Here is a 23249-nt window from a genome sequence, read left to right on the forward strand (position 1 = left end):
AGACCCGCCATGCTGCGATCGACATGCCTTGCCACCGCACTGCTGGCCGCCGCCCTCGCCGCAGGTCCGCCGGCGTTGGCGCAGAAGACCGTGACCATCGTGCGCGAGATCGATACCGACCGCTACGATCCGCACCGCTCCACTGCGCGCTCCAATGCCGAAGTCATGTACATGGTGGGCGACACGCTGGTGAATCTCGATTTCGACATGAAGACCCTGGTGCCGGGTCTGGCCAAAAGCTGGACCACGTCATCGGACGGGCTCGTCTACACCTTCAAGCTGCGCGATGACGTCACCTTCTGCAGCGGCAAGAAGATGACGGCGCAGGACGTCGTGGCGACCTATGAACGCTGGCAGGCGCCGGAAACCAAGGGGCTGGTGAAATGGCGCATGGGCGATGTCGACAAGGTCGTCGCTGTCGACGACTACACTGTCGAATACCGCCTGAAGAAGCCGTTCTCTGAACTGCTCTACCAGATGACGCAGTACTTCCACACCATCATCAACATCGATCAGGTCAAGCAGCTGGGTGCCGACTATGGCGTCAAACCGTTCGACGGCACCGGCCCGTTCTGCATGCAAAGCTGGACGCCGCGCGACGAGACCGTCCTGCTGAAGCACGCCAACTATAAGTGGGGCCCATCGATCTACAAGAACACGACGGCCCAGGTCGATCGCATCGTCTGGAAGGTGGTACCCGAGGAGAACACGCGAGTCACGGCGCTGCAGAGTGGCCAGGCCGATGTGAGCCAATACGTTCCGTACTGGGCGCTCAAGGACCTCATGGCGAACAAGCAGCTGTCGGTGTCCAAGGCGGAAAACTACTTCTGGACGTTCTTCATCGGCTTCAAGATCGACCGCGAACTGATGACCGACCTGCGGGTGCGCAAGGCGATCAATCTGGCCGTCGACCAGAAGGCGATTACCGAAGCCGTCACCTTCGGCTTTGCCGAGCCAGCCAGCACCTACCTCATGCCCAGCGTGCTCGACTTCAACGGCAAGGTCGACAAGGCCATTTATGGAGAGAGCACCGCGGAAGCCAATCGCCTGCTTGACGAGGCCGGCTGGAAGCGCGGTGGCGACGGCTTCCGCTACAAGGACGGCAAGAAACTGGCACCGGTTCTGTACGGCATCTCCGGTTTCTTCAAGGAGGTAGCGGAAGCGGTCCAGGGCGATTTGCGCAAGGTCGGCATTGACCTGCAGGTGCAGCTGTTCGATGCCACGGTCGCCTGGGGCAAGCTCGCGACCCAGGAGTTCGATGCCTTCGGCATGAGCTTCCCCTATGTCAGTGCCGGCGATGCGCTGAACCTGTATTTCCGCTCAACCAATACACCGACACCCAACCGCATGAACTGGAAGGACCCCGAAACCGACAAGCTGCTGGACGAGGGCTCGACCGCGCTGTCGGCCGACGTTCGTGCCGCGGCATACGGCAAAGTGCAGCAGAAGGTGCACGATGCGGCAGTATGGATCCCGCTCTACCACGAGCCGCTCCATGTCGTCAGCGGCAGCAAGCTCAAGCCAGTGCGTGCCCACGGGAACTACGGTTGCGGCCTCTACAAAGGGCTGGGCATCGAATTCAAGTGAGACGCCTCTTGCGGCCACGGATTTCCGCTCGAGGCGACGCAACACATAGGCAGGAAACATGACCACCAAGACAACGCATATCCGCAATCTCGACATTGTCGTCGCCTGGGACGAAGCGGAAAAACATCACGTCTATCTTCAGCATGCCGATCTCGTATTCCGAGGCAACGAGATCGTGCATGTCGGCCCGGGCTATGCACAGCCTGCGGACACGGTGATCGACGGTGGTGGCCTGATGGCGATGCCGGGCTTCGTCAACGTCCACAGCCATCCCTTTTCCGAGCCGGGCAACAAGGGCCTGACTGAAGAGGTCGCCAGCGACAAGCTCGGCCAGAGCTCGCTGTACGAATATCTGCCCGTGTTCGGTATGGAAGCCGATGCCGCCGGCGCGGCATCGAAGTTCGCGCTGCACGAGTTGCTGAAAAGCGGCGTCACCACGATCAGCGACCTGTCGGCCAACCGCGAGGGCTGGCTCGACGACCTCGCCTCGACCGGTATCCGCGCGGTCGTCTGCCCGATGTACCGCTCCGGCCACTGGTACACCAAGAATGGCCACGCCGTGGACTACGCGTGGGACGAAAAGGCCGGCGAGAAGGCCTTCGCCGAAGCGCTGCAGACCATCGATCGCGCCGCACAGCATCCCAGCGGCCGTTTGTCGGGCATGGTGGGACCGTCGCAAATCGACACCTGCACCGAGGGCCTGTTCAAGGACAGTCTGGCCGAGGCGCGCCGCCGCGGCATCCCGATGCAGACCCATGCCGGCCAGGCCATCGTCGAATTCAATGAAATGGTGCGTCGGCACGGCAAGACGCCGATCGAATGGCTCGACCAGATCGGCGTGCTGGGTCCCGACCTGATCATCGGCCATGGCATTTTCCTGAGCGACCATCCGCAGCTGCACTGGCCGCACAGCGACGATTTCGCCCGCCTGCGCGCATCGGGTGCCGCCGTGGCGCACTGCCCGACCGTCTTCGCGCGCCGCGGCATCGCGCTCAACACCATCGGCCGTTACATGGATGCCGGCATCCCGGTCGGCATGGGCACCGATACCTTCCCGCACAACATGATCGATGAGATGCGGCTGGCCTGCTATGTCGCCCGCATCGTCTCCGGTAACTACAAGCAGGGCCAGACCCGCCACGCGCTCGAGGCGGCGACCGTCGGTGGCGCCGCCATCCTGCGCCGGCCTGATCTGGGACGTCTGCTGCCCGGCTGCAAGGCTGACTTCTCCCTGGTCGACCTGCGTCACCCCTACATGCAGCCGCCGCTGGAACCCGTGCGCAGCCTGATCTATTCGGCGAGCGAACGGGCTGTGCGCGATGTCTATGTCGATGGCGTGCAGGTGGTCCGCGACGGCAAGGTGCTGACCATCGACATCGACGCTGCCGTGGCGACCATGAACGACGGCCAGCGCCGCCGGATCGCCACGGTGCCGGAACGCGACTGGGCCGGCCGCACGCACGATCAGCTCGCGCCGCCGGTCTATGGTACGCGCGACCGCCTGCCCCAGAGCCGACCGGTTCATTGATGCCGGATACGGCACCGCTGCTTGAAGTCGAGGCGCTGGAGACGCATTTCGCCACCGGTGCCGGGGTCTTCAAGGCCGTCGACGGCGTGTCACTGACCCTGGGCCGCGGCGAGACTCTGGGGCTGGTCGGCGAATCGGGCTGCGGCAAGTCCGTGACGTCGTTGTCGATCATGCGGCTGGTGCCGCAGCCGCCGGGGCGAATCGCCGGCGGCCGGGTCATGCTGGAAGGCCGTGACCTGCTGGTGCTCGGCGAAGACGAGATGCGCAAGGTGCGTGGCGATCGCATCGCCATGATCTTCCAGGAGCCGATGACCAGCCTCAATCCGGTGCACACGATCGGCGACCAGATCATCGAAACGATCCGCCTGCACCGCGACGTCGCGCCGGCCGAGGCTCGCGCGCGGGCCATCGAGATGTTGCGCCTGGTGCGCATCCCCTCGCCCGAAACGCGTATCGATGATTACCCGCATCAGCTCTCCGGCGGCATGCGCCAGCGCGCGATGATCGCCATGGCGTTGGCATGCGATCCGCGCGTGCTGATCGCCGACGAGCCGACGACGGCGCTCGACGTCACCATCCAGGCGCAGATTCTCGACCTGCTGCGCGACCTGCGCGACCGCACCGGCACGTCGATTATCCTGATCACCCACGATTTGGGCGTGGTGGCCGAGCTCGCCGACCGGGTCGCGGTGATGTACGCCGGCCGCATCGTCGAGGAAGCCCCTGTGAAGGCGCTGTTCGGCGATCCGCAGCATCCCTACACGCTTGGCCTGCTGGCCTCGATCCCGGGCCTGTCGGGACCGGGCGAGCGCCTGACCGCGATCGAGGGGAATGTACCCAACCCCTACGCCGTTCCCGACGGCTGCCGATTCCATCCTCGCTGTCCGTTCGCAATCGATCGCTGCCGGCAGCAGGTACCGCCACTCACCGTGTTGGAGGCCGACCATCGCGTCGCCTGCTGGCGCGTGCCGATCGACGCTACCCTGCAGCAGGCCATCCACGAGGGGAGCGGCCCATGACGCCGCTGCTGGCCGTTGAAGGGCTGATCAAACACTTCGACAGCCGCCGCGGCGTCGTGATCCAGCGCAGCGTCGGTACGGTACGCGCCGTCGACGACGTCTCCTTCCACCTCAGCGCCGGTGAAACGCTGGGGATCGTGGGCGAATCCGGTTGCGGCAAATCGACGACCGGACGATTGGTATTGCGTCTGATCGAGGCCACCGCCGGCACAATCCGCTTCGAAGGCCGCGACGTGCGGACACTGTCACGCGGGGCTCTGCGCGCATTGCGTCGCGACATGCAAATCATCTTCCAGGACCCATACGCCTCCCTCAATCCGCGCCTGTCGGTGGGTGACATGCTGGCCGAGCCGCTACGCCTGCATGGCCTGGCGTCCGGCGCGGACCTGCGGACCCGCGCCGAGGAGCTTCTGACCACAGTCGGCCTGTCGGCCTGGCATGCGTTGCGCTATCCGCACGAATTCTCAGGCGGCCAGCGCCAGCGACTGGCGGTGGCGCGGGCGCTGGCGACACGGCCCAAGCTGATCGTGTGTGACGAGCCGGTCTCGGCACTCGATGTCTCCATCCAGGCGCAGGTCATCAATCTCCTGAAGGATCTGCAGAGCCGCCTGGGCCTGGCCTACATCTTCATCGCCCATGATCTGGCCGTCGTGCGCCATATCAGCGACCGGGTCGCTGTCATGTATCTCGGCAAGATCGTCGAGACGGCCTCGACCGAGCAGCTCTTTACGGCGCCACGACATCCCTACACACGCGCGCTGTTGGCTGCGGCGCCGATTGCCGATCCCACGGGCCCGGCGCGACGCCTGCCCCTGGAAGGCGACATTCCGAGCCCACTCAACCCGCCGCCGGGCTGCCGTTTTCACACCCGATGTCCGCATGCGCAGGCGCAATGCCGCAGCGAAGCGCCTCCGTTGCGGGAGATCGCACCGGGCCACCGGGCCGCGTGTCACTTCGCTGAAGCGATCGCGGCCGTTGAAGCCGCGGCTGAAACCGTACCGCCACCGCCCTACATGCGCCGCCTCACCGATTATCGGCGCGCGGTTGCTGCCCTTGCGGGTCGCTAGAGCAACGGCCGTTGCGCGCGGTTGGTGGGGATAATCGCCGCCTCATCCTTGCAGGCCGCCACCTCCCCGGCAATACAACGCCATACCCGCCGCACCGCAGTGGCATGACGATCGGAGTTCACGGTGGCGATGCAAGGAAACGGCAAAAGACCTCCCCCGGCCGCGAAGAGGTCGCGCACCACGGAGCGCGCCCCGGCCCTGGTGGGTTGGCACTCCAGCGATGCGGATGAGATCGAGCGCCGGCGTTGGCGTGGCCGGACGGAGATCGTCGCGGTCGAGTCGGGTGAACCGGCCTTTCCCTATTTTGGTACGTTCCGCGTCGCCTCGGGTACCGGCGGCAGCTACGAGGTCGAGATCCGATCGCTCGATCGCCTGGAGAACGCCTGTGGTTGCACCGACCATCGGGTGAACGGCCTCGGCACCTGCAAGCATATTGAAGGCGTCCTCGAAGCGCTGCGCCGCCGCGATGCGCGCACCTTCTCGGACGCAGCGCGGACCGGCAGCCCGCGCGTGGAACTCTTCCTGCCGCGCACGGGCGACGGTTTCCCTCGCATCAGCTGGCCCCAGAACGCCGCCGCGACCCGGTCGGTTCGCAACGGCCTGGGAGCGTTCCTGACCGACGATGGCACCCTGCGCGACACATCACCAGCAGGCATCGAGGCACTTCTGGACGGTATCGCCGCGGCCGGACACGGCGTTCGCCGTCACATCAGGGTATCGCGCTATCTGGCACCCTGGATCGAGGATGCCAAACGGCGCGCGGCGCGCCTCGACGCCCGCCGTCACTTCCTGGCTGACGTCAAAGCCGGCCGCCAGACGCTCGACCGACTGCATCACAAACTGCTGCCCTACCAGCGCGATGGCATGCTGCACCTCGCGTTCGGTGAGCGGTCGCTGCTCGCCGACGACATGGGTCTGGGCAAGACCATCCAGGCGATTGCGGCCTGCGAGCTGCTGCGGCACCTCAAGGGGGTCCGGCGCGTGCTGGTGGTCTGCCCGGCGTCCCTGAAGGGCGAGTGGCAGGAGCAGATCGCACGCTTCAGCGGCGCCGAGACGCTGCTTGTTCATGGCGGACGACCACAGCGGCTGGCTGAGTACGCCAAGCCCGCGTTCTTTACCGTCGTCAACTACGAGCAGGTCGTGATCGATGCAGCCGCTATCAACGAGATCGTGAAGCCCGACATCGTCGTGCTCGATGAGGCGCAGCGGATCAAGAACTGGCAGACCAAGACGGCCGCCGCCGTGAAGTCGCTGGTATCGCCCTATGCTTTCGTGTTGACCGGCACGCCGATCGAAAACCGCATCGACGAGATCTACTCGATCGTTCAGTACCTCGATCCGGGGTTGCTGGGGCCGCTGTTCCGCTTCAACCGCGATTTCTATGAACTCGACGAACGCGGACGGCCGGTCGACTACAAGAACCTGGAGGCGCTTCAGCGGCGCCTGCAGCCGGTCATGCTGCGGCGACGCAAGCATGACGTCGAGACGGAGCTGCCGGGACGCACGACGACCACGTACATGGTCGGCATGGCCGATGAGCAGCGCCTGCGTTATGACGAATACAAGGCGCAGGCGGCGCGACTGATTCACATCGCCAAACGTCGCCCGCTGTCACCGAAAGAGTTTGACCGCCTGCAGATGCTGTTGGCCTGCATGCGGATGTTGTGCGACACGCCGTTCATCCTCGATTCGGATTGCCGTGTCAGCCCCAAGATCGAAGAGCTCGAGAAAGTGCTGACCGAGATCCTGGCGGATCCCGAGCGCAAGGTGATCATCTTCTCCGAATGGGAGCGGATGTTGATGCTGGTCCGCGAACTGGCCCAGGACATGCGGGTCGAGTTCGCGTGGCATACCGGTTCCGTGCCGCAGCAGCGCCGCCGCGCCGAAATCGATCGTTTCAAGCACGATCCGGATTGCCGCCTGTTCCTGTCCAGCGACAGCGGCAGTGTCGGCCTCAATCTGCAGGCCGCCAATGTCGTCATCAACCTGGACCTGCCGTGGAATCCGGCACGGTTGGAGCAGCGCATCGCGCGCGCTTGGCGCAAGAACCAGCGCAAGACCGTTGACGTGATCAACCTGGTGACGGAAGACAGCATCGAGCAGAACATGCTGGCCGTGCTGTCCCAGAAGCAGGCTTTGGCGGACGGCGTCCTGGACGGCGACGGCGACCTGAAATCGTTGCGCATGCCGTCGGGCCGTCGGGCTCTTGTGGAGCGTATCGAGGCCGCCCTTGGCGCCACCGGGCAGCCGGCAACGACACCGCCGAAGCTGGCGCTGGACGTCCAGCTGCAGAACGAACTCGTACGCCGGCATGGCGGCGCGCTTGTGTTGTTGGAAGCCCATCGAGGCGCCGATGGCGTGGACCGGTTCCTGGCTGTGTTCGACAGCGAAGAGACCGCAGCCCGGGAGCGCGAGCGGCGGTCGACAGCGCAAGGCGCCGATCCCGGCGCGCCCAGACTCGAAATCCTCGATCGGTTTACCTACGATGCCGTGCAACGGCTGACGGCAGCCGGCATCTTGAGGCCGGTCGACGAGGCGCGCCGCGAACTGGTGCGCTCGCCGACGCTGGGTGCGGGCGGCAAGGCGCGGGAGCAGGCGCGATCCCTGCGAAGCGCCGAACTGCTGGGCCATGCCGAACGAAAACTGCGCATGGCATTGCTGCTGGCCGAGCGCGGCTTTGCCGACGAAGCGGCGCCCATACTGACGACGTGCATCGACCTCGCGGCCCAAGCACGCACGGCCCTGACCGGCGACACATCGGATGATGAAGCACCGCAGGTGCCGACACTCCAGGCAGACGTCTCCACTGAGATCGCGTCACCGGACGGCACGGCGACAGCACTGAGTGCCATGGAGCGGTTGCTGGCCGATCTGCAGGGCCGCCTTCAGGCGCTCTCCGCCGCCGCTTGAGGTCACGACAGTGACGTCAACACCCGGGTGATCGTCGTAAACAAGTAATCAATCTCGGCTTGCGAGATGATCAGCGGCGGTGACAGGACGAGGGCATCGCCAGCCGACCGCACGAGCACGCCGGCGTCGAAGCAGAGATTGGCGGCCTCTATGGACCGCGCAACGCCGCCGGCCGGCCGTGGCGCCAGTTCCACGGCGGCGAGCAGGCCGATGTTGCGGATATCGACGACATTCGGCAGCCCCTTCAGGCTGTGGGCCGCCTCTTCCCACAACGGCGCCGTCTTGGCCGCACGCTCGAAGATGCCCTGGTCGCGGTAGACGTCCAGCGTCGCGATGCTGGCGGCACACGCCAGCGGATGGCCGGAATAGGTATAGCCGTGGAACAGCTCGATCATGCTCTCCGGCCCCGCCATGAAGGCGTTCCACACCTTGTCGCCCGCGATCACACCGCCCATCGGCACGGCGCCGTTGGTCATGCCCTTGGCGCAGGTGATGAGATCGGGTGTCACGCCAAACGCAGTCGCAGCAAACGGCGCGCCCAGACGGCCAAAGCCGGTGATGACTTCGTCGAAGATCAGCAGGATGCCGTGGCGATCGCAAATCGCGCGCAGCCGCTCGAGATAGCCTTGGGGCGGCGGCAGCACGCCGCCCGACCCCGTCACCGGCTCGATGATCACGGCGGCGATACTCGAGGGATCGTGAATCTGGGTCAGCACCTCGAGTTCGTCAGCCAGGTGCGCACCCCACGCCGGCTGGCCGCGCGAAAACGCGGCATGCTCCAGGCTGAGCGTGTGCGGCAGATGATCGGTCTCCGGCAGCAAGGGACCAAAGTCCTTGCGGTGACGCCCGATGCCGGCCACGGACAGGCCGCCCCAACCCATCCCGTGATAGCCCTTGGCGCGGCCGATGAAGCGGGTGCGGCCGACCTCGCCTTTGACGCGAAAATAGGCACGCGCGATTTTCAGGGCCGTGTCGACGGCCTCGGAACCGGAGTTGGCGAAAAAGACATGATCCATCCCGGCTGGCGCGATGCCGGCAATGCGTGATGCCGCCTCGAACGCGAGCGGATGTGCCATCTGGAACGAAGAGACGTAGTCCAGCTGCTCAGCCGCCTTCTTGATCGCCTCGACGATCGGGCGCTGGTTGTGGCCGGCGTTGACGCACCACAGGCCAGCCATGCCGTCCAGGATCCGCCGACCGTCGGCGGCGGTGTAGTACATGCCGTCGGCACCCACGAACAGGCGGGGATTGGCCTTGAACTGCCGGTTGGCCGTGAACGGCAGCCAGTAGGATTCCATTTCGCTCTGGTTCGGTATGCTCATCACCGTCATGTGCGGATCCTCAATCCCTGAGCTGTTTCTCATCGCGATAAAATGCACTCTGCGATGCCAGGTTGGAAGATGATTTCATGATTCTTCCAAATTTTCTGTTTCATGACAGCATAAAGTGCATTAGCGTCGGAACACGATGGAGCGAAGGAACGGTGGCGCGATGGTTGAAGCCTGTCCTTTGATTGAACTGACGGGCCCTGCGTTCGACCGTGGCCGCGACTATGGGCGCAAGGCCCGACAACGCATCGTCAAAGGCATCGCGCACTACGCGCGTCAGCTCGAGGCGCTTTCCGTCGATGACGCGCAGATCCGCCAACTGGTCGGCGATTACCTGCCGGTCATCGAAAGCTTCGAGCCCGCCTATATTGAGGAAATGCGCGGCATCGCCGAGGGTGCCGGCGTCGCCTTCGAGCATATCGTTCTGCTCAATGCCCGCACCGAGATCCTGAAATTGGGCCAACGGCCCGACCTGCGGCGCAAGCTGATGCAGGACGAAGGCCCCGACGGCTGCACCGGTGTCGTCGTTCTGCCCAGCGCTAGCCGCGACGGCGCGCTGATCCATGCCCAGAACTGGGACTGGAAGATGGAATGCGCCGAGACGGCCGTGGTACTGCGCATCCGCAACAGCGACGGGCCGGACATCCTGACCTTCACCGAGGCCGGCGGACTGGCGCGCTCCGGTTTCAATTCGGCTGGTATCGCGATCACCGCCAACTACCTGGAATCGGACCGCGACTATCGCGAGATCGGCGTGCCGCTGGCGTTGATCCGGCGCAAGGTGCTGGAGCAGGAGCTGCTGGCGATGGCCATGCGGGCCGTCTATGTGACGCCGAAGTCGGCCGCCAACAACATGATCATCAGTCACAAGGATGGCGTAGCGATCGATTTCGAGTGCGCCCCGGACGAGACGTTCCAGGTGCATCCCGACCGTGGCCTGCTCGTCCACGCCAACCACTTCGTCAGTCCCGTGGCGCTGTCGAAACTCAAGGATACGGGCATCGCCAACACACCCTGCAGCCTCTATCGCGACATCCGCGTGCGCGACATCTTGGCGCCACGGATCGGCGACATCACGCCTGATGCCGTCAAGGCCGGGCTGTTCGACGACTTCCAGACGCCATGGTCAGTGTGCCGGCCACCGCGGCCTAACCTCAGCAGCAACCTGAGCGCCACGGTCGCGATGATCGTGATGCAGCCAGCAACCGGCACCATGGATGTTGCCATGCTGCCGGCATTGAACCGCACGTTCACGACCTATGATCTCGCCTCGACGTCACCGGCAGTGCATGCTGCCGCCAGCGACTGAGAGGACCACGACATGCGCCGACGCCATCCGCTGGCCGCCTGCCTTGCCATGGGTCTGACGCTGGCGATGCTGTCGCCGGCCGACGCACAGACCACCGTGAAACTGCGCCTGAAGACCGACATCCGCTCCACCGATCCGGGCGCCAACCGCGATGGCCCGACCGACGGCGTCGTCCAGCACATGGTCGAAGGGCTGGTCGCGTTCCGCGAGGACACGTCCGTGGGCCCGCTGCTGGCCGAGCGCTACGAGGTATCGGGGGATGGCAAGACCTACACGTTCACGCTGCGGCCTGACATCCGCTTTCACAATGGCGCCCCGCTGACGGCCGGTGACGTGGTGTGGTCGTGGCGGCGCTATCTCCATGGCCCCACGCAGTGGCGCTGCCTGCCGGAGTTCACGGGCGGCCTGGTGAATATCGACTCGGTCGTGGCACCGGACGATCGCACGGTCGTCTTTACCTTCGACCGCCCATCGGCGCTGATCCTCGCCACCATGGCGCGGGTCGATTGCGGCGGTTCCGCCATCACCCATCGCGATTCGCTGGGGCCGGACGGCAAATGGCGCGATCCGGTCGGCACCGGCCCGTTCAAGATGGGCGAGTGGCGGCGCGGCCAGTACGTCGAGCTGGTGCGTTTCGACCAGTACGCGGCGCGCAGCGAGCCGCGCGACGGCTATACCGGCGCCAAGAAAGCCACGGTGGACAAGGTCCGTTTCGTCGTCATCCCCGATGCCGCGGCAGCCAAGGCGGCGCTGGTGAGCGGCGCTGTCGACATCGACCATGACATCGAGCCCGAGGACTTCGCCGAGCTCAAGGCGCGCCCCAACCTGAAGCTCGAGACGGCACCAACCATGACGATGGTCACGGTCCTTTTCCAGACCCGGGACAAGGCCGTTCAGGACGTGCGTATCCGCCGCGCGCTCGCCCTGGCGCTCGATACGCGGGAGATCACCGACGCGGTGACCGCCGGCACGGCGTCGCCCAACAATTCCGTGATCCCGGTCAGCAGTCCCTACTACACCAAGGTGCAAGCTGCCGGCTACACGCGCGACCTTGCCGCCGCGCGCAAGCTTCTCGCCGAGGCCGGCTACAACGGCCAGACGATCAAGATCCTGGCCAACAAGCGGTTCAAAAGCTCGTTCGACGTCGCCGTGCTGGTCCAGGCGGCGGCCCAGCAGATCGGCTTGAAGATCGATGTCGAAGTGCTCGACTGGGCAACCCAGCTCGATCGCTATACCAAGGGCGACTACCAGATCCAGTCGTTCCCCTATTCCGCCCGCCTCGATCCGTCGCTCAGCTACGAGATGGTGAGCGGCCCCAAGGCCACGCAACCGCGCAAGGTGTGGGACAACCCGGAAGTCGAGGCGATCCTGCGCGAGTCCATGCAGATCGCCGACCGTGACAAGCGGCAGGCCCTGTTCGACACCCTGCATCGGCGTCAGATCGAGGAATTGCCGCTGATCATGATCTACAACGAGGTTCAGATCGCCGCCATGCGCAAGAACCTCGATGGCTACAAGGGCTGGCCGACCGGCCAACCGCGCCTGTGGGGCGTCACGCTCAACTGATCCTGGCGACCCATGCTCAGCTACATCCTGCGCCGCCTGGCCTTCACCATTCCGACGCTGCTGCTGGTGGCGATCGCGGTCTTCACCCTGGTGCGGCTGATCCCGGGTGACCCGGTGCAGCTGATGCTGGGCGACGCGGCCGATCCGGCGCAGGTCACGGAGATGCGCCGCGCGCTCGGCCTCGAAGAGCCATTGCCCGTGCAGTTCGCGCTGTGGCTCAGCAAGGTGGCCGTCGGCGATCTCGGCAACTCGATCAGCAACGGCCTGCCGGTGCTGCCGCTGATGATCGAGCGCTTCCAGGTCAGCGGCGTGATCGTGCTGCTCGCGGTTCTTTGTGCCGCCCTGATCGCGGTGCCTGCCGGTCTGTTGGCGGCTTGGCGGCAAAACCAGCCGCTCGACCTCGCGATCGTGACGGGCGCCACGATGCTGCTGTCGATCCCGACCTTCTGGCTCGGACTTCTGTTGCTGCTGCTGTTCGGCCTCAAGCTCGGCTGGCTGCCGGTCGTGGGCTACGTGCCGTTCTCGGAGAATTTCGGCCAGGCGCTGCTCTACATCGTGCTGCCCATCGTCACCCTGACCATGGTCGAAATCGGCGTCATGACCCGCATGTCACGCGCCGCCGCCATCGACGTGCTGCGCCTGGACTACGTGACGCACGCCCGGGCCAAGGGCCTGCCGGAGCGTCGCGTGCTGATGCGTCATGTGCTGCCCAACGCGTTTGCGCCAACCTGGACCCTGATCGGCCTGATCCTGGGCAACCTGCTGGGCGGCATCGCCGTGCTGGAGACCGTATTCACCCTACCCGGGCTGGGGCGCCTGCTGGTCGATTCGATCTTCGCGCGCGACTATCCCGTCGTGCAGGGCTGCCTGCTGTTCACGGCGCTGATCTACGTGCTGGTCAACCTGGTGGTCGACCTGTGTTACCCGCTGTTCGACCCCCGCGTGCAGGCCGAATGATCATGAAGCTGCGCGGCAACACCCTCGTCGGCGGCACGCTGATCGGCATCGTGCTGCTCACCGCCCTCACCGCCGCCGTCTGGACGCCCTACAACCCGCTGCAGGTCAATCTGCGGGCCCGCCTCAAGCCGCCGTCGGACCTCTACTGGCTGGGAACCGACGAGTTCGGCCGCGATGTGCTGAGCCGCATCATGGCCGGCGCCGGCACCAGCGTTCTGGTTGCCTTGCTGACAGTGACGTTCGCCGTCGTGGTCGGCGTGATCCTGGGCGTCGTTGCGGGCTACGTGCGCGGCTGGACCGACCGCATCCTGATGTCCGTGAACGACGCGCTGCTGGCCTTCCCCGGCATCCTGCTGGCACTGGGAGTCATGGTCGTGGTCGGCGCCAACAAGTACGGCATCGTGCTGGCGCTCGGCTTGGCCTACGCACCGTCGGTCGTGCGCGTGGTACGTGGCACGGTGCTGTCGGTGCGCGAGCGCGAATATGTCGAGGCCTCGCGCATGATCGGCAATGGCGAGATCTACTCGATGGTGCGCCATGTCATGCCCAACTGCATCGCGCCGATCGCGGTGCTGTCGACCAGCATGTTCGGCTGGGTACTACTGTCGGAAAGCGCGCTGAGCTTCCTGGGCTTAGGCGTACCGCCGCCGGCGCCGACCTGGGGCAACATGCTGGCGGCCAGCCGACCCTACATGGAGACCGCGACCTGGCTCGGCATCGCGCCGGGCCTGTGCATTGCCTTCACCCTGCTGGGCATCAACCTGCTGGGTGACAGCCTGCGCGACCGCCTCGATCCGAGGATGGCGCACGCATGACCGGCCCCACCCTGTTGTCCGTCGAGGGCCTGAAGCTGCGGGCGACCGGCATCGGCAGCCTGGTCGTCGACGATGTTTCGTTCACCATCGGCCGCGGCGAGTTCCTCGCCGTCGTGGGTGAGTCGGGCAGCGGCAAGACGATGGCGGCGCGCGCCATCCTGGGCCTGCTGCCGCCGGCCATCGCCCGTGTCGACGGCCGCATTCGACTGGACGGCGAGGATCTGACGCAGGCAACGCCGGAGCGTCTGCGGCAGTTGCGCGGGCCGGCCATCGGCATGGTCTTCCAGGAGCCGATGGTCTCGCTCAATCCGGCGCTCACCATCGGCACGCAGATGGCCGAGGGCCTCAAGCTGCATCGCCGCCTCTCGCCGCAGGACATTCGCGACAAATCGATCGAGATGCTGCAGCGGGTCCAGATTCGCGATCCGGAGCGTTGCCTGGCCGCCTTCCCGCACGAGTTTTCCGGCGGTATGCGCCAGCGCATCATGCTGGCGTCAGTCATGCTGCTGCGCCCCAGCCTGTTGATCGCCGACGAACCGACCACCGCGCTCGACACCCTGGTGCAGCGCGAGGTGCTCGACCTGATGGTCGAGTTGGCGCGCCAGGAAGGCACCGCGGTGATGCTGATCACCCACAATCTCGGCCTGGTCGCGCGCTACGCCCAGCGCGCCGTCGTGCTCCAGCGCGGCAAGCTGGTGGAAAGCGGCCCGGCGCAGCAGATCCTGTCGGCGCCGACGCATCCCTACACGCGCCAGCTCGTTGACGCGCTGCCGCATCGCGAGGCTGCGGCACGACGCGATGCCCCCGGCGAACCGGTGATCGCCGCCCGTGGGCTGGAGGTGACGTTCGGCGGCCGGCGTCGCCTCTTCGGCAAACGCCCCTCGGTGCGCGCCGTCGACGGCGTCGACCTCGAAGTCCGCGCCGGCGAAACGGTGGCGGTCGTGGGTGGCAGCGGTTCGGGCAAGACCACGTTGGGCCGCGCCATGCTGCGCTTGATCCCGGCGTCCGGCGGCCAGGTGCTGTTCCGCGGCAACGACGTCCTGTCGGCCGATCGCGCCACGCTGCGTGCCTTTCGCCTGGGCTGCCAGCTGGTGTTCCAGGACCCCTATTCGTCCCTCGACCCGCGCCTGCGGGTCGGCCAGACCGTAGCCGAACCGTTGCGCCACGTTCCTGAACTCGGTGCCGCCGACAAGGCACGCCGTGTCGAGGAGGTGCTCGAGGAAGTCGGCCTGGGTGGATTCAGCCGGCGCCTGCCGCACGAATTGTCTGGCGGACAACGCCAGCGCGTGGCGATCGCGCGCGCGATCGTGCGCCGGCCGGTGTTCGTGGTCGCCGACGAACCGGTGTCGGCACTCGACATGACCATCCAGAAACAGGTGCTGACCCTGTTCCGCGACCTGCAACGCCAGCGCGGCTTTGCCTGCCTGTTCATCTCGCATGACCTGGCCGCGGTCGAGGAAGTCGCCGACCGTGTCGTGGTGATGCAGGCCGGCCGCATCGTCGAGCAGGGCTCGCGCGATGACATCTTCGACCGACCGCAGCACGCCTATACCAAGGCACTGTTGGCGGCATCGCCGGCATTGGACATGCCGGCACGTGTGGCCCCGGCGGTCACCGGCAGAACCCACGCGAGGACCTGATATGCCCCTTGGCTACTACGACGTCGGCGCCACGCCGTTCTTTGCGCTGCAGGCTGACCAGCGCGTCTCCTACTGCCTCTACGTGCCCAGGGCGCTGGCCGACGCGCCGGATCGCTCGGCCTGGCGGTTGATCGTTGCCATGCACGGCACCGGCCGCACCGCCACCACCTATCGTGACAAGTTCGCCGACCTCGCCGAACGCGAGCGCTGCATCGTGCTGGCACCGCTGTTCCCGGTCGGTCTCATCGAGCCGGAGGAACTGTCCAACTACAAGCGCCTGAAGTTCCACGACATGCGCTTCGACCTGCTGCTGCTGGCCATGGTCGACGAGGTCGGCCGCAAGTACGGAATCGACGTCAGCCGCTTTCTGCTGTTCGGTTTCTCCGGCGGCGGCCAGTTCGTTCATCGCGTCTTCCTGCTGCACCCGCATCGCCTGGCGGCGGTGTCGATCGGCGCGCCCGGTAACGTAACCTTGCTCGACAACACGCGCGATTGGTGGGTCGGTACCCGCAACCTGCGTGCCGAATTCGACACCGATATCGATCTGGCCGCCCTGCGCCGGGTGCGGGTGCAGATGGTGGTGGGCGCCGAAGACACCGAAACCTGGGAAATCACCTTGAAGCCCGGCAGTTCCGCGTGGATGGAAGGTGCCAACGATTCCGGCCGCACCCGCATCGATCGCCTGGCGACGCTGAAGGCGAACTACGAGCAGCACGGCATCGCCGTTCGGCATGACCTGGTACCCGGCATCGGCCACGAAGGCTGGAAGGTGCTCGAACCGGTGCAGGCGTTCTTCATGTCGGTGTTGCGGGAACGGGAAAAGGCCACATGAGGTTCATCGCCGGTCTCGTCGCTGTCGCACTGGCAGCCGGCAGCGCGTTCGCACAGGAAGGCCGTCGCATCGACGCGCTCACCGTGGCGCTGATCTCCGACATCCGCAGCAGCAATCCCGGCGTCAACCGGGATGCCAACTCCGACACGGTGCTGCATCACGTGGTCGAAGGCCTCGTCGCCTATCGCGAGGATCTGTCCGTCGCGCCGATGCTGGCCCAGTCCTGGCAGGTCGAGGATGGCGGCAAGACCTACCGCTTCCGCCTGCGCGAGGGCATGACGTTCCACAACGGCGCGCCCCTGACCTCGGCCGAGGTGGTTTGGAGCTGGCGCCGCTATCTCGACCCCAAGACCCTGTGGACCTGCATCCGCTTCTTCGACGGCTCGCAAGGCCCGAAGGTTCTGGACGTCGAGGCCCCCGATCCACGCACCGTGGTATTTCGCCTGCAGGAGGCATCGGGACTGTTCCTGATCGCCATGGCCAACCTGCAATGCAATGCCGCGATCCTGCATCCGGACTCGCTGGCAGCCGACGGCGCGTGGCGTGCGCCGATCGGCACCGGTCCGTACGTGTTTCGCGACTGGCAGCGCGGGCGCCAGGTCGAACTCGCCCGCTTCGATGGCTATCGCCCGGCCGATGGTGCGCGCGATGGCATGGCCGGTGCCAAGTTGGCCCACGCCGCGCGTCTGCGGTTCCTCGCCATTCCCGACGCCTCGGTGATGAAAACGGCGCTGCTGGCCGGCAATGTCGACGTCGTGCCGGTGTTGTCGCCCAACGATATCGACGATGCCAAGGCGCGCGGCATCCAGGTCTCGGTGCAATCGACCCTGGCCTGGCAGGTCATGCTGATGCAGACACTGGATCCGGTGCTGGCCGACACGCGCATCCGCCGTGCCATCGCCCACGCGGTCAATCTGCGCGAGGTGGCGCAGTCCCTGTCCTTTGGCCTCGCCGGTCCCAATCCCGCCGCGGTACCGCTGGCCAGTCCGTACCACACCGATGCTTTCGCCACTTGGCCGGCACACGATCCAGCGGCTGCACGGCGGCTGCTCAAGGAGGCCGGCTACGCCGGCCAGCCGATCAAGATCCAGACCAGCACGCGGCCCGGCGGCTACTTCGATGCCGCCGTGATGATCCAGGCCATGCTGGCCGACGTCGGCATCAATGCCCAGTTGGAGACCCTGGAGTGGGCCACCCAGCTGCAGAACTACAACCAGGGCAAGTTCCAGCTGTCCTCGTTCGTGTATTCCTCGCGGCTGGACCCGGCCTTCAGCTACTCCTCGCTGGTCGGCGACAAGAAGCGCTTCCCGTTCATCCAATGGGATGATCCCGAATCGAACAAGCTGCTGGATGCCGCCAAGCTGTCGACCGATCCGGCCGAACGCGGCCGGGTGTTCGCCGAACTTCATCGTCGCATGGCCGAAGCGGTGCCGATCCTGGGCATCTACAACCCGGTCGAGGTCACCGCGGCCGGACCGAAAGTGCGCGGCTACAAGACGTGGCCTGCTGGCAATGAGCGCTTCTGGGGTGTGTGGAAGGAATGATCCTTTCGGACCGCGCGCGTCCACGCGCGCACTGGCGCGCAGCGCCGGATCATGAGCACGCGTGGACGCGCGCGATCCAAAGAACTGAGGAGATCAACGAATGACTGATCTGTGGAAGCTCGATGCCGTCGCCGTGGCGGACCTGACGCGCAGCCGCAAGGTGTCCAGCCGCGAGGTGACGCAGTCGGTGCTGGATCGGCTCGACGCGATCAACCCCACGATCAACGCCGTGGTGCGACCGCTGCACGAGGAGGCCCTGGCTGCCGCCGACGCCGCCGATCGCGCCGCCGCCGAGGGCAAGCCGCTGGGCCCGCTGCACGGCGTGCCGGTCACCACCAAGATCAACCTCGATCAGACCGGCTGCCCCACCGACAACGGCGTGGTGGCCTTCAAGGACCTGATGGCATCGCAGGACAATCCGACGATCGCCAACCTGCGCCGTGCCGGCGCCATCATCGTGGGGCGCACCAACACGCCGGCCTTCTCGATGCGGTGGTTCACCGACAACGCCCTGCACGGCCTGACGCTCAACCCGTGGGACCGGACACGCACGGCGGGCGGCTCCAGCGGCGGTGCCGCATCGGCGACGGCAGCCGGTATCGGCGCCATCGGCCAAGGCAACGATATCGCGGGTTCCGTGCGCTATCCCGCCTACTGCTGCGGCATCGTGGGGCTGCGTCCGACCTACGCCCGCATTCCCGGGCACAATTTCACCTCCACGGCCAAACGCTCCATCTCGTCGCAGCTCATGGCGGTCCAGGGCCCGCTGACGCGTAGTGTCCGCGACGCCCGTGTGGCGTTGGCGGCAATGTCCGCCGGCGATGCCAACGATCCACGCTGGGTCGATGTCCCCTTGGAAGGCCCCCGCCCCGCGGCGCCGATCCGGGTCGCCATGGTAGTCGATCCGGCCGGCCGCGGCGGCATTGCGCCCGAGATTGCGGCAGCGGTTCGCCAGGCCGCACGCTGGCTTGAGGAAGCCGGCTATCGCGTCGAAGAGGTCGAGCCGCCTGAATTCGGCACGGTCATCGACCTATGGGCGAAACTTGCCATGGACGACGTGATCGCAGCCCTGGAGCCTGCTGTCGACAAGTGGGGCGACGACGGCATCAAGACTGCGATCGGCCTGTGGCGCGCGGTGCATCCACCGGCCGATCCGCGCGGTGTGCTCGACGCGCTCGCCGAGCGCGACCGGCTGCTGCGTCTGTGGCAGCTCTTCCTCGAGGAGCGGCCCCTGATCCTCACGCACACGTCGGCCGAGCTGCCGTTTGAAGTCGGTCGTGACTTGATCGACGCGCCGACAACGGCCCGCCTGATGCAGGCGCAATCGACCCAACTCGCCGTGCCGGTTCTAGGACTGCCGGCCGCGTCGGTGCCGACCGGCACCGTTGGCCGCGTGCCGGTCGGCGTGCAGCTGATCGCCGGCCGCTACCGCGAGGATGTCTGCCTGGATGCCGCCGAGGCGATCGAACGGCGTGCCGGTGTCTTGACGCCGGTGGGACCGGCGGGCTGAGGCGGCGTCGGCGACCCGCCGGCACCACCATAGATGCGCAGCGTCAGGTCAAGGTGACGATGCAGCAATGTCGCGGCCCACTCGCGATCGCCGGCGATCAGCGCATCCAGGATGGCAACGTGCTCGCGCGTCGACTGGGCAATGCGCTCCGGCGACAGGCGCGGAAAGGTGCTGTATTCGCCCAGCTGCCGCAGCGCGTTCTGCCGGCGTACCGCCTCCACCAGGTAGCGGTTCGACGACCACGCTGTGAGCGTTTCATGGAACAGGCGGTTGGTTTCAAACCAGCGGCGCGGATCCACGTCACGGCCTTCGCGCAATCGCTCCAGATGCGCCTCGCGCTGGCGATGCAGTTCCACCATGTCGGGAGCGAAGCCGGGCTCGCGCAATGCGGCGCATTCCACGATCATGCGGAAGCGATAGCTTTCGGCGACCGCCTCACGCGAATCGAGCGCCTCGACGAAACGCCAGCCATGGCCACGCTGGCGGCGCACCAGCCCTTCGTCGGCGAGTTTCATCAGCACGCGCCGCAGGGCGCCGCGCGACACGCCATAGCGCGGCATCAGCTCGGCTTCCGATACATCCGCCGGGATACGGGCACGCGCGCGGTCGGCCATCAGGGCGTTGTACAGTTCTTCGAACGGCGATCGCGGCAGCCGCGCCGACGCGCGCAGCGCACCGTTGAGCTTCTTTGCCAGAACGAAGCCACGCCCCGGCGTACGCCGCACATAGCCGAGCCCCTCGAGCACGCCCAGCGCCGCGCGTACCGGCGTGCGCGAAACACCGAACGCCTGGGCGAGCGCCAGTTCGCGCACCGGCGCACCGGTGGCGAGGCCGTCCTTCTCGATGCGCGCCAGGATCTGGCGCGCCAGTTCGCTTTGCAGCGGGGTCGCCTGACCACCAGGCTGCCGGGCCTTTGCCACACCCTTCTCCCGATCAGAATGCATGCGAACACAATATTGCACCGCGCACTGAACTCAAAAAGTGCTTTTCGTAGCGATAAAAATATGCGTCACTTTCGCGCAGAAATCCTGTCGTTCGTATAGGAACTGGGGTGGCTTCATGAAAAAAATCATCCTCGCACTGGCCGCCGGCATGGCGCTGGCGGCGCCGGCGGCGGCCCAGCGCAGCGGCGGCACACTCACGATCGCCTTGAATGCCGACATCAGGAGCGTCGAACCCGGCATCAACCGCGATGCCAACACCGATTCGGTGATCCAGATCCTGTTCGAAGGGCTGGTCGCGCACCGCGAAGACCTCAGCGTCGGTCCGGCGCTGGCCGAGTCCTGGGCCATTTCCGATGACGGCAAGACCTACACCTTCCGCCTGCGCGAGGGCGTGAAGTTCCACAATGGCGAGCCGCTCACCGCGACCGAGGTCAAATGGACCTGGGACCGCCTGATGGCCCAGGCCGGGTGGAACTGCCGCCGTACGTTCGACGGCAGTTCCGGCCTCAAGGTGCTGCAGGTCGAGGCACCCGATCCGCGGACCGTCGTCTACCGCCTGGCCGAGCCGCAGGCGATCTTCCTGAAGCAGCTCGCCAACGTGCAATGCCATGTCCTGGTGGCGCACCCGGCCAGCGCCGACGCCGAAGGCAAGTGGAAGACGCCGATCGGATCGGGTCCTTACAAGCTCAAGGACTGGAAGCGCGGCGAAACCATCACGCTGGAGCGGTTCACCGGTTATCAGCCCAGCAAGGAGCCGCAAAGCGGTTATGCTGGCGCCCGCATCGCCTATGTCGACCAGGTCGTCTTCCGCATCATTCCCGATCCCAATGCCGCCGAGGCGGCGTTGCTGACCGGCGCGATCGATATCGTCCCCCAGGTCGATACGGCACGCGTCGGTGAGCTCAAGAAGCGCCGCGACGTCGTGGTTCAGACGGCGCCCGGCCTGGCGTGGGGCCCGCTGCTGATCCAGACCCAGGACCCGCTGCTGTCGAACGTCAAGATCCGGCAGGCCATGGCACATGCGATCGACATCAATCAGATTGCCGAGGCCCGCACCGACGGCATCGTGAAGGGCAACCCGTCGGTCGTCAGTGAGTCCAGCAGCTACTTCGACAAGCGTTTCCTGGACTGGCCGGCTTATGATCCCAAGAAGGCCGCGGCGCTGCTGAAGGAGGCTGGCTACGCCGGCCAGATAATCAAGATCCAGACCAACAAGCGCTATCCCGGCATGTACGAACGGTCGGTGATCGCCCAGGCGATGCTCACCGCCGCGGGCTTCAAGGTCGAACTCGAGACCCTCGACTGGGCGACGCAACTCGACAACTACCTGAAGGGCACGTTCCAGATGCAGTCGTTCGGCTACTCGCCGCGGTTGGATCCCGGCCTGATGTATGCCGCCCTGATCGCCGACAAGAGCAAGTCGAAGTGGGCGCAGTGGGATGACCCCAAGGCGATCGAATTGCTGGCCGAGAGTTCACGCACCATGGATGAGGCCAGGCGCAAGGAGATCTTCCTGAAGCTGCACGCCATGATGGCCGAGCAGGTACCGATCATCGGCACCTATTTCGACCCCAACATCGATGCCCGCCGACCCAATGTGCATGGCTACAAGACCTGGGCCGCCGACCGGCCGGTACCCTGGGGCGTCTGGAAGGAGTAGCTTCGCAATTCTTTACCTTCCCCCGCTTGCGGGGGAAGGTGCCCGAAGGGCGGATGGGGGACGGCGCAACAGTGTCGACATTCGATGACGAGCACCGTTTCCGTTGAAGCACTCCCCATCCGGCGCTGCGCGCCACCTTCCCCCGCAAGCGGGGGAAGGTAAAAGATCATACGCTTGACGATCGCAACTCACATTCCGCCGATAGCCGGTAATAGCCCGGAGGTGCGGATGCGCTCGCTCCCAGAATGCGATTGCTTCGCAATTCTGAGTGCATTTAGGATAGCTGAAAGGCAGCCACCGCCATCGGCGGCAAGCCAGGAGCCCAGATCATGCCGGATACGAACGTAGGTCCCCTCGCCGACAACCTGCCGGCCGATCCGGAACTCCTGGACGAGGCCGCCGCCCGTCACCTGGTCGAGAATGTCTATCCCAAGCCGACGCCGGGCGTGATGGCCAAGGACATCGGCCGCCTTGACAAGCACATCCAGCACTTCATCTCGATGTCGCCGTTCTGCTGCCTGGCGACCTCCGACAAGGATGGCCGGCGGGATGTCACGCCGCGTGGCGACAAGCCCGGTTTCGTCAAGGTCCTCGACGAGAAGACCCTCGCCCTGCCCGACCGCCCCGGCAACAACCGGCTCGACAGCCTGCGCAACATCGTGAGCAACCCCGGCGTGGGCCTGCTGTTCCTGATCCCCGGTTTCGAGGAAACCGTGCGCATCAACGGCACGGCACGGCTGTCGATCGACGAGCGGCTGCTGAGCGCGATGGCGGCCGAGGGCAAGAACCCGCGGTCCGTATTGGTGGTCAAGGTCAGCGAAGCCTATATGCACTGCGCCAAGGCATTCCGCCGCAGCCGGCTTTGGGATCCCACCGCCCAGGTCCCGCGCTCCGTGATGCCGTCGTTGTCGGTCATCGTCGGCGATCAGCTCAAGCTGCCGCCCGAACAGAACGCCGAGCGCGAGAAGCGCCTCGAAGAAGCCTACAGCAAGACCATGTGGTAGCCGCCGCTACTGTGCCAAGGGAGGCCATA

The 23249-nt window shown here is 65.9% G+C and carries 17 protein-coding genes and 1 pseudogene; 16 read left to right on the plus strand and 2 right to left on the minus strand.

Features of this window, described 5'->3' with window-relative positions:
• The first annotated feature begins 9 nt into the window (after positions 1 to 9).
• The 5 genes from FQU96_RS17270 (at position 10) to FQU96_RS17290 (ending at position 8111) form a co-directional block, all read left to right on the plus strand.
• Positions 10 to 1587, plus strand: coding sequence for an ABC transporter substrate-binding protein (locus FQU96_RS17270; RefSeq protein ID WP_146542534.1), 1578 nt, complete (start codon positions 10 to 12; stop codon positions 1585 to 1587).
• A gap of 58 nt (positions 1588 to 1645) precedes the next feature.
• Positions 1646 to 3115, plus strand: a complete 1470-nt coding sequence (locus FQU96_RS17275) for an amidohydrolase family protein (RefSeq protein ID WP_146542535.1) — start codon at positions 1646 to 1648, stop codon at positions 3113 to 3115.
• On the plus strand, positions 3115 to 4134 hold the full coding sequence (locus tag FQU96_RS17280; protein WP_146542536.1) for an ABC transporter ATP-binding protein: 1020 nt from the start codon (positions 3115 to 3117) through the stop codon (positions 4132 to 4134). The genes FQU96_RS17275 and FQU96_RS17280 overlap by 1 nt, the downstream gene beginning before the upstream one ends.
• On the plus strand, positions 4131 to 5201 hold the full coding sequence (locus tag FQU96_RS17285; protein WP_146542537.1) for an ABC transporter ATP-binding protein: 1071 nt from the start codon (positions 4131 to 4133) through the stop codon (positions 5199 to 5201). The genes FQU96_RS17280 and FQU96_RS17285 overlap by 4 nt, the downstream gene beginning before the upstream one ends.
• A gap of 129 nt (positions 5202 to 5330) precedes the next feature.
• Positions 5331 to 8111: a DEAD/DEAH box helicase gene (locus tag FQU96_RS17290; protein ID WP_255468395.1), complete on the plus strand. Its 2781-nt coding sequence runs from the start codon at positions 5331 to 5333 to the stop codon at positions 8109 to 8111.
• Positions 8112 to 8113: 2 nt separating this feature from the next.
• On the opposite strand, the gene FQU96_RS17295 is transcribed toward FQU96_RS17290, so the two are convergent.
• Positions 8114 to 9442 (minus strand): aspartate aminotransferase family protein, encoded by a 1329-nt coding sequence (locus FQU96_RS17295; RefSeq protein ID WP_146542539.1) that lies wholly within the window; start codon positions 9440 to 9442, stop codon positions 8114 to 8116.
• 160 nt (positions 9443 to 9602) lie between these two features.
• On the opposite strand from FQU96_RS17295, the gene FQU96_RS17300 reads away from it, so the two are divergent.
• From FQU96_RS17300 to FQU96_RS17335, 9 genes and pseudogenes are all read left to right on the plus strand, one after another.
• Complete coding sequence (locus tag FQU96_RS17300) at positions 9603 to 10748, plus strand: C45 family peptidase (protein ID WP_146542540.1); 1146 nt, start codon at positions 9603 to 9605, stop codon at positions 10746 to 10748.
• A 12-nt stretch (positions 10749 to 10760) separates the two neighbouring features.
• Positions 10761 to 12314, plus strand: coding sequence for an ABC transporter substrate-binding protein (locus FQU96_RS17305; RefSeq protein ID WP_146542541.1), 1554 nt, complete (start codon positions 10761 to 10763; stop codon positions 12312 to 12314).
• Positions 12315 to 12326: 12 nt separating this feature from the next.
• On the plus strand, positions 12327 to 13271 hold the full coding sequence (locus tag FQU96_RS17310) for an ABC transporter permease (RefSeq protein WP_146542542.1): 945 nt from the start codon (positions 12327 to 12329) through the stop codon (positions 13269 to 13271).
• Positions 13271 to 14086: an ABC transporter permease gene (locus tag FQU96_RS17315; RefSeq protein ID WP_218574760.1), complete on the plus strand. Its 816-nt coding sequence runs from the start codon at positions 13271 to 13273 to the stop codon at positions 14084 to 14086. Before FQU96_RS17310 ends, FQU96_RS17315 begins: the two co-directional genes overlap by 1 nt.
• Entirely contained in the window at positions 14083 to 15726 is a 1644-nt protein-coding gene (locus FQU96_RS17320) for an ABC transporter ATP-binding protein (protein ID WP_146542543.1), read from the plus strand. The genes FQU96_RS17315 and FQU96_RS17320 overlap by 4 nt, the downstream gene beginning before the upstream one ends.
• Position 15727: 1 nt before the next feature.
• Positions 15728 to 16558: an alpha/beta hydrolase gene (locus FQU96_RS17325; protein ID WP_146542544.1), complete on the plus strand. Its 831-nt coding sequence runs from the start codon at positions 15728 to 15730 to the stop codon at positions 16556 to 16558.
• 209 nt (positions 16559 to 16767) lie between these two features.
• Positions 16768 to 17835 (plus strand): annotated as a pseudogene (locus FQU96_RS17330) (ABC transporter substrate-binding protein); the annotation flags it as partial.
• A 56-nt stretch (positions 17836 to 17891) separates the two neighbouring features.
• Positions 17892 to 18074: a phage DNA packaging protein J gene (locus FQU96_RS43145; protein WP_370461375.1), complete on the plus strand. Its 183-nt coding sequence runs from the start codon at positions 17892 to 17894 to the stop codon at positions 18072 to 18074.
• A gap of 128 nt (positions 18075 to 18202) precedes the next feature.
• Positions 18203 to 19612, plus strand: a complete 1410-nt coding sequence (locus tag FQU96_RS17335) for an amidase family protein (RefSeq protein WP_146542546.1) — start codon at positions 18203 to 18205, stop codon at positions 19610 to 19612.
• Here the strand turns inward: FQU96_RS17335 and FQU96_RS17340 are convergent.
• Positions 19528 to 20532 carry a GntR family transcriptional regulator gene (locus tag FQU96_RS17340; RefSeq protein ID WP_178130556.1) on the minus strand — a complete coding sequence of 335 codons (1005 nt, stop codon included), beginning with the start codon at positions 20530 to 20532 and terminating at the stop codon, positions 19528 to 19530. The genes FQU96_RS17335 and FQU96_RS17340 overlap by 85 nt on opposite strands.
• A gap of 139 nt (positions 20533 to 20671) precedes the next feature.
• Between FQU96_RS17340 and FQU96_RS17345 the strand changes: the two genes are divergently transcribed.
• The gene (locus FQU96_RS17345) at positions 20672 to 22216 is read left to right on the plus strand and encodes an ABC transporter substrate-binding protein (RefSeq protein ID WP_146542548.1); all 1545 of its coding nucleotides are present in this window, start codon (positions 20672 to 20674) and stop codon (positions 22214 to 22216) included.
• Positions 22217 to 22545: 329 nt separating this feature from the next.
• On the plus strand, positions 22546 to 23220 hold the full coding sequence (locus FQU96_RS17350; protein WP_146542549.1) for a pyridoxamine 5'-phosphate oxidase family protein: 675 nt from the start codon (positions 22546 to 22548) through the stop codon (positions 23218 to 23220).
• Positions 23221 to 23249 lie beyond the last annotated feature (29 nt).

The organism is Reyranella sp. CPCC 100927, assembly GCF_007859315.1.
Taxonomy (GTDB): Bacteria; Pseudomonadota; Alphaproteobacteria; order Reyranellales; family Reyranellaceae; genus Vineibacter.

What these genes read in the sequence shown, in the direction of transcription:
- FQU96_RS17295 (WP_146542539.1), bottom strand. Translation starts at nt 9,442, where the DNA reads ATGACGGTGATGAGCATACCGAACCAGAGCGAAATGGAATCCTACTGG.
- FQU96_RS17320 (WP_146542543.1), top strand. Translation starts at nt 14,083, where the DNA reads ATGACCGGCCCCACCCTGTTGTCCGTCGAGGGCCTGAAGCTGCGGGCG.
- FQU96_RS17325 (WP_146542544.1), top strand. Translation starts at nt 15,728, where the DNA reads ATGCCCCTTGGCTACTACGACGTCGGCGCCACGCCGTTCTTTGCGCTG.
- FQU96_RS17275 (WP_146542535.1), top strand. Translation starts at nt 1,646, where the DNA reads ATGACCACCAAGACAACGCATATCCGCAATCTCGACATTGTCGTCGCC.
- FQU96_RS17285 (WP_146542537.1), top strand. Translation starts at nt 4,131, where the DNA reads ATGACGCCGCTGCTGGCCGTTGAAGGGCTGATCAAACACTTCGACAGC.
- FQU96_RS17310 (WP_146542542.1), top strand. Translation starts at nt 12,327, where the DNA reads ATGCTCAGCTACATCCTGCGCCGCCTGGCCTTCACCATTCCGACGCTG.
- FQU96_RS17350 (WP_146542549.1), top strand. Translation starts at nt 22,546, where the DNA reads ATGCCGGATACGAACGTAGGTCCCCTCGCCGACAACCTGCCGGCCGAT.
- FQU96_RS17290 (WP_255468395.1), top strand. Translation starts at nt 5,331, where the DNA reads ATGCAAGGAAACGGCAAAAGACCTCCCCCGGCCGCGAAGAGGTCGCGC.
- FQU96_RS17305 (WP_146542541.1), top strand. Translation starts at nt 10,761, where the DNA reads ATGCGCCGACGCCATCCGCTGGCCGCCTGCCTTGCCATGGGTCTGACG.
- FQU96_RS17280 (WP_146542536.1), top strand. Translation starts at nt 3,115, where the DNA reads ATGCCGGATACGGCACCGCTGCTTGAAGTCGAGGCGCTGGAGACGCAT.
- FQU96_RS17335 (WP_146542546.1), top strand. Translation starts at nt 18,203, where the DNA reads ATGACTGATCTGTGGAAGCTCGATGCCGTCGCCGTGGCGGACCTGACG.
- FQU96_RS17300 (WP_146542540.1), top strand. Translation starts at nt 9,603, where the DNA reads ATGGTTGAAGCCTGTCCTTTGATTGAACTGACGGGCCCTGCGTTCGAC.
- FQU96_RS17345 (WP_146542548.1), top strand. Translation starts at nt 20,672, where the DNA reads ATGAAAAAAATCATCCTCGCACTGGCCGCCGGCATGGCGCTGGCGGCG.
- FQU96_RS17270 (WP_146542534.1), top strand. Translation starts at nt 10, where the DNA reads ATGCTGCGATCGACATGCCTTGCCACCGCACTGCTGGCCGCCGCCCTC.